The 12,996-nt window shown below is 71.3% G+C and carries 11 protein-coding genes and 1 tRNA gene; 7 read left to right on the plus strand and 5 right to left on the minus strand.

The window, feature by feature from the left end; genetic code table 11:
• Positions 1-98 precede the first annotated feature (98 nt).
• Positions 99-782, minus strand: coding sequence for a hypothetical protein (locus ACFVYN_RS21400; protein WP_390000857.1), 684 nt, complete (start codon positions 780-782; stop codon positions 99-101).
• 47 nt (positions 783-829) lie between these two features.
• Between ACFVYN_RS21400 and ACFVYN_RS21405 the strand changes: the two genes are divergently transcribed.
• Positions 830-1,018, plus strand: a complete 189-nt coding sequence (locus tag ACFVYN_RS21405) for a DUF5703 family protein (protein WP_007380901.1) — start codon at positions 830-832, stop codon at positions 1,016-1,018.
• 61 nt (positions 1,019-1,079) lie between these two features.
• On the opposite strand, the gene ACFVYN_RS21410 is transcribed toward ACFVYN_RS21405, so the two are convergent.
• The 3 genes from ACFVYN_RS21410 to ACFVYN_RS21420 form a co-directional block, all read right to left on the minus strand.
• Positions 1,080-1,943 carry a chaplin family protein gene (locus ACFVYN_RS21410; RefSeq protein WP_390000859.1) on the minus strand — a complete coding sequence of 288 codons (864 nt, stop codon included), beginning with the start codon at positions 1,941-1,943 and terminating at the stop codon, positions 1,080-1,082.
• A gap of 150 nt (positions 1,944-2,093) precedes the next feature.
• A complete protein-coding gene (chpH, locus tag ACFVYN_RS21415) occupies positions 2,094-2,327 on the minus strand; it encodes a chaplin ChpH (RefSeq protein ID WP_020117753.1) in 234 nt (77 codons plus the stop codon).
• Positions 2,328-2,534: 207 nt separating this feature from the next.
• On the minus strand, positions 2,535-3,860 hold the full coding sequence (locus ACFVYN_RS21420) for a M20/M25/M40 family metallo-hydrolase (protein ID WP_390000861.1): 1,326 nt from the start codon (positions 3,858-3,860) through the stop codon (positions 2,535-2,537).
• 198 nt (positions 3,861-4,058) lie between these two features.
• Here ACFVYN_RS21420 and ACFVYN_RS21425 point away from each other — a divergent pair.
• From ACFVYN_RS21425 to ACFVYN_RS21440, 4 genes are all read left to right on the plus strand, one after another.
• Positions 4,059-4,146 (plus strand) — tRNA-Leu (locus tag ACFVYN_RS21425).
• A 283-nt stretch (positions 4,147-4,429) separates the two neighbouring features.
• Positions 4,430-8,296 carry a Pls/PosA family non-ribosomal peptide synthetase gene (locus ACFVYN_RS21430; RefSeq protein ID WP_390000863.1) on the plus strand — a complete coding sequence of 1,289 codons (3,867 nt, stop codon included), beginning with the start codon at positions 4,430-4,432 and terminating at the stop codon, positions 8,294-8,296.
• A gap of 77 nt (positions 8,297-8,373) precedes the next feature.
• Positions 8,374-9,750: a M1 family metallopeptidase gene (locus tag ACFVYN_RS21435; protein ID WP_390000865.1), complete on the plus strand. Its 1,377-nt coding sequence runs from the start codon at positions 8,374-8,376 to the stop codon at positions 9,748-9,750.
• Positions 9,747-10,139, plus strand: a complete 393-nt coding sequence (locus ACFVYN_RS21440; protein ID WP_390000866.1) for a YchJ family protein — start codon at positions 9,747-9,749, stop codon at positions 10,137-10,139. The genes ACFVYN_RS21435 and ACFVYN_RS21440 overlap by 4 nt, the downstream gene beginning before the upstream one ends.
• 1 nt (position 10,140) lies before the next feature.
• Here ACFVYN_RS21440 and ACFVYN_RS21445 read toward each other — a convergent pair whose 3' ends face one another.
• Entirely contained in the window at positions 10,141-10,842 is a 702-nt protein-coding gene (locus tag ACFVYN_RS21445) for a FadR/GntR family transcriptional regulator (protein WP_390000868.1), read from the minus strand.
• A gap of 145 nt (positions 10,843-10,987) precedes the next feature.
• Here ACFVYN_RS21445 and ACFVYN_RS21450 point away from each other — a divergent pair, with 145 nt between their 5' ends.
• Both ACFVYN_RS21450 and ACFVYN_RS21455 read left to right on the plus strand, forming a co-directional pair.
• Positions 10,988-11,494, plus strand: a complete 507-nt coding sequence (locus ACFVYN_RS21450) for a gluconokinase (RefSeq protein WP_390000870.1) — start codon at positions 10,988-10,990, stop codon at positions 11,492-11,494.
• Positions 11,495-11,581: 87 nt separating this feature from the next.
• Positions 11,582-12,979 carry a GntP family permease gene (locus ACFVYN_RS21455; protein WP_390000872.1) on the plus strand — a complete coding sequence of 466 codons (1,398 nt, stop codon included), beginning with the start codon at positions 11,582-11,584 and terminating at the stop codon, positions 12,977-12,979.
• Positions 12,980-12,996 lie beyond the last annotated feature (17 nt).

The raw sequence follows: 12,996 nt of genomic DNA on the forward strand, positions 1-12,996 counted from the left end.
CCTTTCTCCTCGCACCACTTCGCCCCGGCGCCCGCGGACGACTCCTAGAGGGGGGCCGCCCGGGATTCGTCCCCGGGGGGCCCCCGCCCTCATGTGCCTCAGCGGCGATCCACGTCCAACGGTTCCAGGTCCTCGTCCTCGAGGTCGGGGCCCTCGAGGTCGGGCTCGTCCGGGTCGTCGTCGAGATCGTCGTCGAACACCGCGCTGACATCGAACCGGCACACCACCCGCTCGACGTCGACCTGCTCGAAGGGCGTCTCCAGCCACTCCCCCGGCTCGGCCGGTTCGTCCGCCGCGATCACCCACAGCGTGGAGTCGCCCTCCGCGAGGCCGAACTCCTTGTGCCGGCTGGCGATCTCGTCGGGCTCGAACTCGCCGAACAGCACTTCCAGCGCGCCGTGCACCGTGCCGGAGGCCTCCGTGCCGAGACCCTCGTCGGCCGCCTCGACCCGCTGGGCCTGCGCCAGCAGCCGCTGCGGCTCCGCCACGGCGTAGTCGCGGCGGATCAGCACGCTCAGCGCGTTCGGCTCCTCGGGGCCCGTGTACGGCGGGGCGTCCTCCGCGCCCGGGATCTCGAACGGGGTGACCTCGTCGTAACGGTCGTAGAGCAGCTCGTCGTACACCTCGGCGGCCGCGGCCAGTTCGTTGAAGGCCTCGTAGACAGCCGGGTCGTCCTCCCCCGACCTCCGTTCGACCGCGGCCAGGTGGCGGTCGAGCGCGGTCTTGACCGCCTCGGCGGCGGCACGTACCTCGGCAGCGGTGGGCTGCACAGCATCAGACATAGTGCAGACGCTATCCGTAGCGGGCCCCGGCCCGCACAATAGATGCGATGCCGGAATACGAATTTGTCGACGTGTACGTACCGCGGGGGGTCTCCCGCAAGGACGCCACACGTCTGCTGACGGACCATGCAGAGTACGGACACTGGGAGTTGGACCGACTGAGTCTCATGCGCGACGGCAGCCGCAGGGTGCGGTTGCGCCGGCGGATCATCCGCCAGGTGCGTGCCACGTGGTGAGACGGGACGAACGGAGCGGGCCCCGCCGCGGCGGGGCCCGCTCCGTTTCACGCGGTATGTCCTAGGCCGAGGCCCGTGCCCTGCGGTAGAGGACCGCGCCCGCCAGGAGTGCCCCGGCGCCGACCGGGAGGACCAGCCCGATCGGGAGGTCGCTGCCGGTCCGGGCGAGCTGCGCGCTGCCCAGGGGCTGGGTGACCGTCTGGGTTCCGGGGTGGTTTCCGCCGCCCGGCGTCCCGGCGTGCGCCCCGGCCGGGGTGGCCGGGGATCCGGGGTGGCCGGGCTCCGTCGGGTTGCCGGGGTGACCCGGGTGGCCGGGCTGTCCCGGGATGCCGGGCTGTTCCGGCGATCCGGGCGGGGTGTGCTGCCCGCCGCCATGGCCGCCGCCGTAGCCGTAGCCGTAGCCGCCGCAGTCGTTGCCCATGGCGGGGTTGCCGATGCCGATGACATCGACGCTGTTGCCGCAGACGTTCACGGGAACGTCGATCGGCGCCTCGACGTGGTTGCCCGAGCCCACGCCGGGCGAGCCACCGGTGTGACCGCCCGCGTGGGAGCCACCGGAGCCCCCGGACCCGCCCGGCCCCCCGGAGCCACCGTGTCCGCCGGGCCCGTGCCCCCCGTGACCTGCGCCGCCGTGTCCCACGGAGCCGCCCGGGCCGCCGTACCCGCCGGGCACCCCGCTGCCGCCCTTGTTGGCGCACTTGTTGCCCATCGCGGGGTTGAGGAGCCCGACGACGTTCACGGTGTTGCCGCAGGCGTTCACCGGCGCGTGCACCGGCGCCGACACCGTGTTGCCGGAGAGTACGCCGGGAGAGTTGGCGCTTGATCCACTCGCGCCCGCGTCCGCGTGGGCGGCGCCTCCGGCGGCGGCGATCACGCCGGTCGCCGCCGCCACTGTCATCAAGCCCTTGCGGGTGACTTGTCGCATGTACCGATTCCCTGCTTTCGACCTTGTCTCGAAATACCGCTGCCTCGCGGTTTTCTTTCCTTTTCGAAATGACCGGTCGGCCCCGGAGCGCATGGCTTGCACTCCGGGGCCGACAAGCTCATCCCTGTTAACTAAGGGCGAGGCACAACGTCACTTGTTGATGCAGGTGTTGCCGAAGGCGGGGTTCAGCAGGCCGATCACGGAGACCGTGTTGCCGCAGACGTTCACCGGGACGTGAACCGGAACCTGCACGACGTTGCCGGACAGCACGCCCGGGGAACCCACAGCGGCACCCTGCGCACCCGCATCGGCGACGGCGAGGCCCGCACCCGCGAGAACCAGACCACCAGTGGCAGCAGCAGCGGCGACGATCTTCTTGATCATTATTCCTCCTTGTTGGCAATGCGGTCCCAATCAGCGGATCGCATCACCTGTAACGAGGAGGGAGTAATGGGGATACGAGCTTATGAGCGCATTCACCCTTCCCGGCCGATTTCGCACGCGCGGCCGAATCATCGCGTCAACATGATTCAGCTCGCGTCAACACGAGCAAGCTCACGTCAACATGATTCGGCTCGCGTCAACATCGCGTCAGCTCGCGTCGATGAACCGGTCGAGAACCCGCACACCGAACTTCAGCCCGTCCACCGGCACCCGCTCGTCGACCCCGTGGAACATCCCGGCGAAGTCCAGCTCCGGGGGCAGCTTGAGCGGCGCGAAGCCGAAGCCGCGGATGCCGAGCTCGTCGAACGACTTGGCGTCGGTGCCACCGGAGAGCATGTAGGGGATCGCCTTGGCGGCCGGGTCCTCGGCGACCAGCGCGGACTGCATGGCGTCCACGAGCGCGCCGTCGAAGGTCGTCTCGACGGCCTTGTCGGAGTGCACGTCCTCGCGCCGGACCTTGGGACCGAGGATCTTGTCGAGGTCGGCGAGGAACTCCTCCTCGAAGCCGGGCAGGAACCGCCCGTCGACGTGCGCGGTGGCCTCGCCCGGGATGACGTTGACCTTGTAGCCGGCGCCGAGCTGCGTGGGGTTGGCGGTGTTGCTCAGGGTCGCGCCGATGAGCTTGGCGATGCCGCCGAGCCGGGCGAGCGTGCCCTCCATGTCCTCCGGGTCCAGCTCGGTGCCCAGCGCGTCCCCGAGTTCGTCGAGGAAGGCCCGGGTGGTCTTGGTGACCCGCACGGGGAACTTGTGCCGGCCGAGCCGCGCGACCGCCTCCGACAGTTCGGTGATGGCGTTGTCCCGGTGGATCATCGAGCCGTGCCCGGCGGTGCCCGCCACGGTCAGCTTCATCCAGTGCATGCCCTTCTCGGCCGTCTGGATCAGGTAGAGCCGGCGCTGCTCGTTCACGGTGAAGGAGAAGCCGCCCACCTCGCTGATCGCCTCGGTCACCCCCTCGAAGAGGTCGGGGTGGTGGTCCACGAGGTGCCGGGCGCCGAAGGTGCCGCCGGCCTCCTCGTCGGCGAGGAACGCCAGGACGATGTCCCGGGGCGGCCTGCGCCCGCTGCGCAGCCGGTCACGGACGACCGCCAGGGTCATCGCGTCCATGTCCTTCATGTCGACCGCGCCCCGGCCCCACACGCACCCGTTCGCGACCTCGCCGGAGAACGGGTGGTGGGTCCAGTCCGCCGCGTTGGCCGGTACGACGTCGAGGTGGCCGTGGATCAGCAGGGCGGGCCGGGACGGGTCCTCGCCCGTGATCCGGGCCACCGTGGAGGCGCGGCCCGGGTGCGACTCGTAGATCTGCGGGTCGAGCCCCACCTCGGCGAGCTTTCCCGCGACCCACTCGGCCGCCTTGCGCTCGCCGGGACCGGAGTGGTCGCCGTAGTTGCTGGTGTCGAACTGGATCAGCTCGCGGCAGAGGTCCACGACCTCGTCCTCGCCGGTGACGCCCCTGGCCGTGTCCGTGTCGCTCACGCTGTTCCTCCCGCTGTCACTGCTGGTGGTTGCCCTCATCCTCTCCCCGCGACCCGCTCGGCCCCAAGACCGGACCCGGCCCGTCACACGCCGTTCACGCGGGGCCGGAGACGGAGACGGGGGGTGATCGGAGCCCTTCGAAAGCCTGGTAATGTTTCCTTCGTCGCCGCGAGGGGAGCCCCGCGCGACAGACACCTTGTCCGGGTGGCGGAATGGCAGACGCGCTAGCTTGAGGTGCTAGTGCCCTTTATCGGGCGTGGGGGTTCAAGTCCCCCCTCGGACACCAGCCGAATCCCCCCGACCGCTCAGCGGTCGGGGGGATTCGTCGTATACGGCCCCATGTTCGCTGTATGTGAGGCATCTCTCGCTCGGTGTGAAGATCACCAGGTCACAGGCGCGCGGTCGAGCCGCCGCGCCCCTCGAACAGCTTTCCCTGGTGGCAGTTTCGGGGGTGCGAACCTAGCGTCGTACTAAAATTTCCGGCTTGTTACGAGCTGGAGCCGGACAACCCCAGGCAGACCTGCGGCCCGCCAGCGACCCGGGGCTCCGGGATCGAGACGCGAGGACCGATGGCAGCCATAGAAGAGAGCAGCGCTCTCGGCCTGCTCAACGAGGAGCTCGGCGCGGAGATCCGCGAACAGTTCGGCGACACCGCCCGTTTCTCCGGAGGCCCCGCCGCCTCCCCGCGCACGCTCGTCGACGTCTTCGACGCCACCGTACGGTCCCACCCCGACGAGCTCGCGCTGGACGACGGCACGACCCGGCTCACCTACCGCGCCCTGGCCTCCGAGGTGGAGCGGCTGCGGCGGCGGCTCGCCGGGGCCGGCGTGGGGCTCGGCGACCGGGTGGGCGTCCGGGTGCCGTCCGGCACCAATGACCTCTACGTCGCGATCCTCGCCGTACTCGCAGCCGGTGCCGCCTACGTCCCCGTCGACGCCGAGGACCCCGACGAGCGGGCCGAGCTGGTGTTCGGGGAGGCGGAGGTCCGGGCCGTGGTCGGCGCCGGGCACGAACTGACCGTCAACAGCCGCGCCGACCACCCCGCCGCCCGGCCCGGCGTCGGGCACGACGCGTGGGTCATCTTCACCTCCGGCTCCACCGGCAGGCCCAAGGGCGTCGCCGTCTCGCACCGCAGTGCGGCGGCCTTCGTGGACGCCGAGGCCGCGCTGTTCCTCACCGACGACCCCATCGGTCCCGGGGACAGGGTCATGGCGGGGCTGTCGGTCGCCTTCGACGCGTCCTGCGAGGAGATGTGGCTGGCGTGGCGGTACGGGGCCTGTCTGGTGCCGGTGCCGCGTTCCCAGGTCAGGAGCGGGGCCGATCTCGGGCCCTGGCTGGTCGAGCAGGAGATCACCGTGGTCTCCACGGTGCCCACGCTCGCCGCGCTGTGGGAGCCCGAGACCCTCGACGAGGTACGACTGCTGATCTTCGGCGGGGAGGCCTGTCCGCCCGAGCTGGCGCAGCGGCTGGTGACGGAGGGGCGCGAGGTGTGGAACACCTACGGGCCCACCGAGGCGACCGTCGTGGCCTGTGCGTCGCTCATGAGCGACGCCGAGCCGATCCGGATCGGGCTGCCGCTGGACGGCTGGGAGCTGGCCGTCGTGGACGAGGCCGGGGAGCCCGTGCCGATGGGCGCGAGCGGTCAGCTGGTGATCGGCGGGGTCGGTCTCGCCCGGTACCTGGACGCCGACAAGGACGCGGAGAAGTACGCGCCGCTGAAGTCGCTGGGCTGGGATCGGGCGTATCGCAGCGGTGACCTGGTGAAGGCGGAGGCCGAGGGGCTGGTCTTCCTCGGGCGGGCCGACGAGCAGATCAAGCTCGGCGGCCGGCGGATCGAGCTCGGTGAGGTCGACGCCGCTCTCCAGGCGCTGCCGGGGGTCGCGGGAGCGGCCGCCGCCGTGCGCACGGCCCGCAGCGGCAACCAGCTCCTGGTCGGGTACGTCGTCACGCAGGACGGCTGGGACCAGGCGGCGGCCGTGAAGAAGCTGCGGGCCGAACTGCCCGCCGCGCTCGTGCCGTTGATCGCTCCCGTCGCCGACCTGCCGACCAGGACCTCCGGCAAGGTGGACCGCAACGCGCTGCCGTGGCCGCTGGAGGGGCTGGAAACCGGCGGTCCCGCGGAGGAGTTGTACGGCACCGAGGCCTGGCTCGCCGAGCAGTGGACGGAAGTCCTCGGCGTCCCGGTCTCCCGTGCCCGCGACGACTTCTTCGCGATCGGCGGCTCCAGCCTGGCCGCCGCCCAGTTGACCACCCGGCTGCGCACCCGCTACCCGAGCGCGGCCGTGCTCGACATCTACCAGCAGCCGACCTTGCGGAAGTTGGCCCGGCACCTGGAGGAGTCCTCGCAGGACGACGGGGTCGCGCGGGAGATAGCGCCGGTGCCGCTCAGCGCCCAGGTGATCCAACTCCTGCTTCTGCTCCCCCTGTTCACGCTGATGGGGCTGCGCTGGCTGGTCCCGTTGGTCGCCGTCGGGAACCTCCTGCCTGCCTACGGCTGGCTGCCGACCGCCTCCTGGTGGCTGATCGGCGCCGGTGGCCTCGCACTCTTCAGCCCGCCCGGGCGGCTCGTGCTCGCCGCGGGCGGGGCCCGGCTGCTGCTGCGCGGCGTCCAGCCCGGCCGCTACCCGCGCGGCGGCAGTGTCCACCTGCGGCTGTGGACCGCCGAGCGGCTCGCGGAGTTCACCGGGGCGACCTCGCTGACCGGCTCCTGGCTGGAGCGGTACGCGCGGGCGCTGGGCGCCAAGGTCGGCCCCGACGTGGACCTGCACTCGCTGCCGCCGGTCACCGGCATGCTCAAGCTGGGCCGGGGCGCGGCCGTGGAGTCCGAGGTGGACCTGTCCGGCTGGTGGCTGGACGGCGACCGGCTGGAGATCGGCCAGGTCAAGGTGGGTGCGCACGCCGTCGTCGGCACGCGCAGCATCCTCTTCCCGGGCGCCCGGGTCGGCAAGCGGGCCGAGGTGGCGCCGGGCTCGGCGGTCACCGGGCAGATCCCGACCGGTCAGCGCTGGGCGGGCGCGCCCGCGGTCAAGCTCGGCAAGGCCAAGCGCAACTGGCCGAAGGAACGGCCGGCTCGGGGCACGTACTGGCGTGTGATGTACGGCCTCACCGGATTCGCGCTGACCCTGCTCCCCGTGCTCGCGGGCGGGGCCGCCTTCCTGGTCGCGCGTCCCTTCCTCGCCGGCGACGCTCCTCTCCAGGGTGCTTTCCTCGCCCTCGTCCCGGCGACGCTGGCCTTCGGTTCGGCCTTCGCGCTGCTGCTCCTGATCTCCGTACGGCTGCTGAGCCTGGGGCTGCGCGAGGGGACGTATCCGACGCACAGCCGGGTCGGATGGCAGGCGTGGACCGTGACGCAGCTGATGGACCGCTCGCGCGAGACGCTGTTCCCGCTGTACGCCGGGCTGGTCACACCGGTGTGGCTGCGGCTGCTCGGGATGCGGATCGGGCGGGGCGCCGAGGTGTCGACCGTGCTGGCGCTGCCGAGCCTGACGACGGTCGGCGAGGGCGCGTTCCTGGCCGACGACACACTGACCGCGCCGTACGAGCTGGGGGGCGGCTGGGTCAGGATCGGGCGCGCGGAGATCGGGCGGCGGGCGTTCCTGGGGAACTCGGGGATGACCGCGCCGGGGCGGAGTGTGCCGGACGGCGGTCTTGTCGGGGTGCTGTCGGCGACGCCGAAGAAGGCGAAGAAGGGCACGTCGTACCTGGGGCTGCCGCCGGTGAAGCTGCCGCGCAGCGCGGCCGGCAGCGACCAGAGCCGGACGTACGAGCCGTCGGCGGGGCTGCTGTGGGCGCGCGGTCTGGTGGAGCTGTGCCGGATCGTGCCGGTGTTCTGCTCGGCCGGGCTCGCCGTGCTGACGATCGCCGCGCTGTGCGTGCTGGGGCCGTGGGCCTGGCTGCTCGCCGGGGTGGTGCTGCTCGCTGCCGGTGCGGTGGCGGGGCTGGTGTCGATGGTCGCGAAGTGGCTGCTCGTGGGGCGGCACCGCAGGGGGGAGCACCCGCTGTGGAGCGGCTTCGTGTGGCGCAACGAGCTCGCGGACACCTTCGTCGAGGTGCTGGCGGTGCCGTGGCTCGCGGGTTCCGTGCCCGGTACGCCGGTGCTCACGGCGTGGCTCAGGGGGCTCGGCGCGCAGATCGGCAGGGGCGTCTGGGTGGAGAGCTACTGGCTGCCGGAGACCGACCTGGTGACGCTGGAGGACGGGGCGACCGTGAACCGCGGCTGTGTGCTGCAGACCCACCTCTTCCACGACCGGATCTTGCGGACGGATACTGTGGTCCTCCGTGAGGGTGCCACGCTGGGCCCTGGCGGGATCGTGCTGCCCGGCAGCACGATCGGGGCCCGCACCACCCTGGGCCCCGCGTCGCTCGTCATGGCCGCGGAGTCCGTCCCGGACGACACCCGCTGGCTCGGCAACCCGATCGAGGCATGGCGGCCCTGAACGCGGGCCACTCGGAGTCGGTGAGCGGTGTACCGGCGGATCCGAGCGGCAACGCAGCGCAGGGAGCAGAAGCGGCAGTGGCAGTTCAGCAGGCGGCGGGTCCGGACCCGTACTTCCCGGACCACGGTGACGCCCGGTACCGGGTGCACCGCTACGAGCTCGCGCTGGACTACCGGCCCGCCCCGAACCGGCTGGCCGGGAGCGCCCGGATCAACGCCATAGCGGGGCGCTCGCCGCTCCCGGAGTTCATGCTCAACCTCTCCGACTTCAAGATCGGGCGGGTGCGGGTGGACGGCCGCCCGGCGCACTACACGCACCGGGGCGGGAAGCTGCGGGTGCGGCCCGCGAAGGCGGTGCGGTCCGGGGCCGCGTTCACGGTCGAGGTGCACTGGTCGGGCAACCCCAAGCCGGTCCACAGCCCTTGGGGCGGGCTCGGCTGGGAGGAGCTGGAGGACGGGGCGCTGGTGGCGAGCCAGCCGATCGGGGCGCCGTCCTGGTATCCGTGCAACGACCGGCCCGCGGACAAGGCGTCGTACCAGATCTCGATCACCACGCCCTCCGCCTACGCGGTCGTGGCGGGCGGCCGGCTGCTCACCCGGACGGCGAAGGCGTCCACGACGACCTGGGTGTACGAGCAGGCCGCGCCCACCTCCAGCTATCTCGTCGGGCTGTCGATCGGCAAGTACCAGACGGTGCTGCTCGGCGACCCGGGTCCGGGCGGGGTGCCGCAGCACGGGCACATCCCGGCGCATCTGCTGCCGGAGTTCTCCAGGGACTTCGCGCGGCAGCCGCAGATGATGGAGCTGTTCCAGGAGCTGTTCGGGCCGTATCCGTTCGACGAATACGCCGTCGTCGTCACGGAGGAGGAGCTCGATGTTCCCGTGGAGGCCCAGGGGTTGTCGCTGTTCGGTGCCAACCACGTGGACGGCGCCCGGGGTTGGGAGCGACTGGTCGCGCACGAGCTGGCGCACCAGTGGTTCGGCAACAGCGTGTCCATCGCGGACTGGCGGCACATCTGGCTCAACGAGGGGTTCGCCAAGTACGCCGAGTGGCTGTGGTCGGAGCGCTCGGGGGGCCGTACGGCCCAGCAACTGGCCGCCGAGGCACACCGGTTGCTGTCCTCGCTCCCCCAGGACCTGCGGCTGGCCGACCCCGGCCGCAAGTCGATGTTCGACGACCGGGTCTACGAGCGGGGCGGACTCACCGTGCACGCGGTGCGCTGCGCGATGGGCGACGAGGCGTTCTTCCGGATGCTGCGCGGCTGGGCGGGGCTGCACCGGGGCGGGGCCGTGACCACCTCGACGTTCACCGCCCATGTGAACCGGTTCGCGGAGGAGTCGCTGAACGGGCTGTTCGACGCGTGGATCCAGGGGGTGGCGCTGCCGCCGTTGCCGACGCCGATCCCGGCACGGCCGACGTATCCGCCCGCCGACACGGGCAAGGTGCAGCCGTGACCCGACGTGTCTCCCGGCAACGGCCTCACTGTCCTTGCGGCCTCAAGGAGGCGTACGACGACTGCTGCGGCCGCTTCCATCGCGGCGAGGCGGCGGCTCCCACCGCCGAGGCGCTCATGCGGTCGCGCTACAGCGCCTTCGTGAAGCGGGAGCGGGACTACCTGCTGCGCACCTGGCACCCGCGGACCCGGCCCGCCGTACTGGACCTCGACGCGGGCATGCGCTGGACCGGCCTGGAGATCCTCGCGACGACCGACGGCTCCGCCTTCCACAGCACCGGCACCGTGACCTTCCGCGCCTCGTTCAAGGGTGGTTCGCTGCACGAGCGCAGCCGTTTCGAGCGCGTCGACGGAGCCTGGGTGTACGTCGACGGGGAGTTCCTCGACTGACCTACGGCGCGAGGATGTCCAGCTCCTGGAGGGCGCCCTCCGCGATCTCGCGGGTCAGTGCCTCCGCGTGGCCCGCGTCCCCCGCCCGGATCGCCTCGGCGAGCCGGACATGGAGGGTGACGGCGGCGGGGTCGGGGTCCTCGAACATGACCTCGTGGCGGGTGCGGCCGGTGAGGACCTCGGCGACCACGTCACCGAGGCGGGCGAACATCTCGTTGCCGGAGGCGTTCAGGATCACCCGGTGGAAGGCGATGTCGTGGAAGAGGTAGCCCTCCAGCCGGTGGCCCTTGGAGTTGGCGACCATACCCAGCGCGCACTCGGTGAGTTCGGCGCACTGCTCGGCGGTCGCGTGCTTCGCGGCGAGGGCCGCCGCCACCGGCTCGATCGCCGAGCGCAGCACGGTCAGTGAGCGCAGCTGGTGCGGACGGTCGGCGCCGGCCAGCCGCCAACGGATGACCTGGGGGTCGTACACGTTCCACTCGGCCTTCGGACGCACCGTCACGCCCACGCGGCGGCGGGACTCGACCAGGTGCATGGACTCCAGGACCCGGACCGCCTCGCGCATCACCGAGCGTGAGACGTCGAAACGCTGCGCGAGCTCGTCGGTGCGCAGAACGCTGCCCGGCGGGTACTCGCCCGCGGTGATCGCGGGTCCGAGGGCGTCCAGTACGCGTCCGTGCAGCCCCCGGCCCAATGTGCTCATGCACACAGAGTACGGGGCACGTCACACCACAAAAAAGTCAGACTTAATCGTCACAGGGTCTTGAATTAGTCCTACCTAATCGGTTTCAGTTGCTCGCATCAACGCATCAAAGGTGTCGACGAAGACAGCGGACAGTGAGGCAGTGATGAGTACCCCGAAGGTTGTCGTGGTCATGGGCGTCGCGGGCACCGGGAAGACCACCATCGGTCCCCTGCTCGCCGCCAGGCTCGGCGTGCCGTACGCCGAGGGCGACGACTTCCACCCGCCGGCCAACATCGCCAAGATGTCGGCCGGCACCCCCCTCACCGACGACGACCGGTGGCCGTGGCTGGACGCCATCGGCTCCTGGGCGCACGGGCGGGCGGGGCTCGGCGGGGTGGTCAGCTGCTCGGCACTGAAGCGGTCCTACCGCGACCGGCTGCGGGCCGAGGCGCCCGGGGTCGTCTTCGTGCACCTGGCAGGCGACCGCTCCGTCATCGAGGGCCGGATGTCGCACCGGGAGGGGCACTTCATGCCCACCACACTGCTGGACTCGCAGTTCGCCACGCTCCAGCCCCTCCAGGAGGACGAGGCCGGGTTCGTGGTGGACGTCTCCGGCAGCCCGGAGGAGATCACCGGGCGGGCCGCGAAGGCGCTCGCCGAACTCCCGTAACACCCCTCTTCAACACCCCCCTTTCCTTCCGAAGAACGTCCCCGTACCTCCGTACCTCCATACCTCCGTACCTGCAAGGGAACCCCCGTGACCAGACTCAGCGTCGAGATGCTGGCAGCGGACGCACCCGAGCCGATCACCTCGGCCGGTCACGCTCAGCTGGGCATCGCCGTCCTGGTGGGCATCGCCGTCATCGTGCTGCTCATCACCAGGTTCAAGCTCCACGCCTTCCTGTCGCTGACCCTGGGCACGCTCGTGCTCGGCGCGGTCGCCGGAGCGCCGCTCGACAAGACCATCACCAGCTTCACCACCGGGCTCGGCGCCACGGTCGCCGGCGTCGGCGTACTGATCGCTCTCGGCGCGATCCTCGGCAAGATGCTCGCCGACTCGGGCGGGGCCGACCAGATCGTCGACACGATCCTCGCGAAGGCGGGCGGCCGTTCGATGCCGTGGGCGATGGTCCTGATCGCGTCCGTGATCGGTCTGCCGCTGTTCTTCGAGGTCGGCGTCGTGCTGCTGATCCCGGTCGTGCTGATGGTCGCCAAGCGCGGCAACTACTCCCTGATGCGCATCGGCATCCCGGCCCTCGCCGGCCTGTCCGTGATGCACGGTCTGGTGCCGCCGCACCCGGGGCCGCTGGTCGCGATCGACGCGGTCCACGCCAACCTGGGTGTGACGCTGGCGCTCGGTGTGCTGGTCGCCATCCCGACGGTGATCGTCGCAGGGCCGCTGTTCTCGAAGGTCGCGGCCCGCTGGGTGGACGTCCCCGCGCCCGACCGGATGGTTCCCCAGCGTGCCTCGGAGGAACTGGAGAATCGCCCGGGCTTCGGTGCCACCCTGGCCACGATCCTTCTCCCGGTCGTCCTGATGCTGTCCAAGGCGCTGGTCGACATCGTGATCGACGACCCCGAGACCACCGTGCAGCGCGTCTTCGACGTCGTCGGCTCCCCGCTGATCGCCCTGCTGGTCTCGGTGCTCGTCGGCATCTTCACGCTGCTCCGCCCCGCCGGGTTCGGCAGGGAGCGCCTCACCCCGCTCGTCGAGAAGGGCCTCGCGCCCATCGCCGGCATCCTGCTGATCGTCGGCGCGGGCGGCGGCTTCAAGCAGACCCTGATCGACTCCGGTGTGGGCCGGATGATCCTGGAGATCTCCAAGGACTGGTCCATCCCGGCCCTGCTCCTCGCCTGGCTGATCGCGGTCGCGATACGCCTGGCGACGGGCTCGGCGACGGTGGCCACGGTCTCCGCGGCCGGCCTGGTCGCCCCGCTCGCCGCCGACATGTCGACGACGCACACGGCACTGCTCGTTCTCGCCATCGGCGCCGGCTCGCTCTTCTTCAGCCATGTCAACGACGCCGGGTTCTGGCTGGTCAAGGAGTACTTCGGCCTGTCCGTCGGCCAGACCGTCAAGACCTGGTCGATCATGGAGACGATCATCTCGGTGGTCGGAGGCGGCCTGGTGCTGCTGCTCTCGCTGATCATCTAGCGGTACGGCTGCGGCGG

Source organism: Streptomyces sp. NPDC058307 (genome assembly GCF_042880295.1).
Lineage (GTDB): Bacteria > Actinomycetota > Actinomycetes > Streptomycetales > Streptomycetaceae > Streptomyces.

What these genes read in the sequence shown, in the direction of transcription:
- ACFVYN_RS21400 (WP_390000857.1), bottom strand. Translation starts at nt 782, where the DNA reads ATGTCTGATGCTGTGCAGCCCACCGCTGCCGAGGTACGTGCCGCCGCC.
- ACFVYN_RS21405 (WP_007380901.1), top strand. Translation starts at nt 830, where the DNA reads ATGCCGGAATACGAATTTGTCGACGTGTACGTACCGCGGGGGGTCTCC.
- ACFVYN_RS21410 (WP_390000859.1), bottom strand. Translation starts at nt 1,943, where the DNA reads ATGCGACAAGTCACCCGCAAGGGCTTGATGACAGTGGCGGCGGCGACC.
- chpH (WP_020117753.1), bottom strand. Translation starts at nt 2,327, where the DNA reads ATGATCAAGAAGATCGTCGCCGCTGCTGCTGCCACTGGTGGTCTGGTT.
- ACFVYN_RS21430 (WP_390000863.1), top strand. Translation starts at nt 4,430, where the DNA reads ATGGCAGCCATAGAAGAGAGCAGCGCTCTCGGCCTGCTCAACGAGGAG.
- ACFVYN_RS21445 (WP_390000868.1), bottom strand. Translation starts at nt 10,842, where the DNA reads ATGAGCACATTGGGCCGGGGGCTGCACGGACGCGTACTGGACGCCCTC.
- ACFVYN_RS21450 (WP_390000870.1), top strand. Translation starts at nt 10,988, where the DNA reads ATGAGTACCCCGAAGGTTGTCGTGGTCATGGGCGTCGCGGGCACCGGG.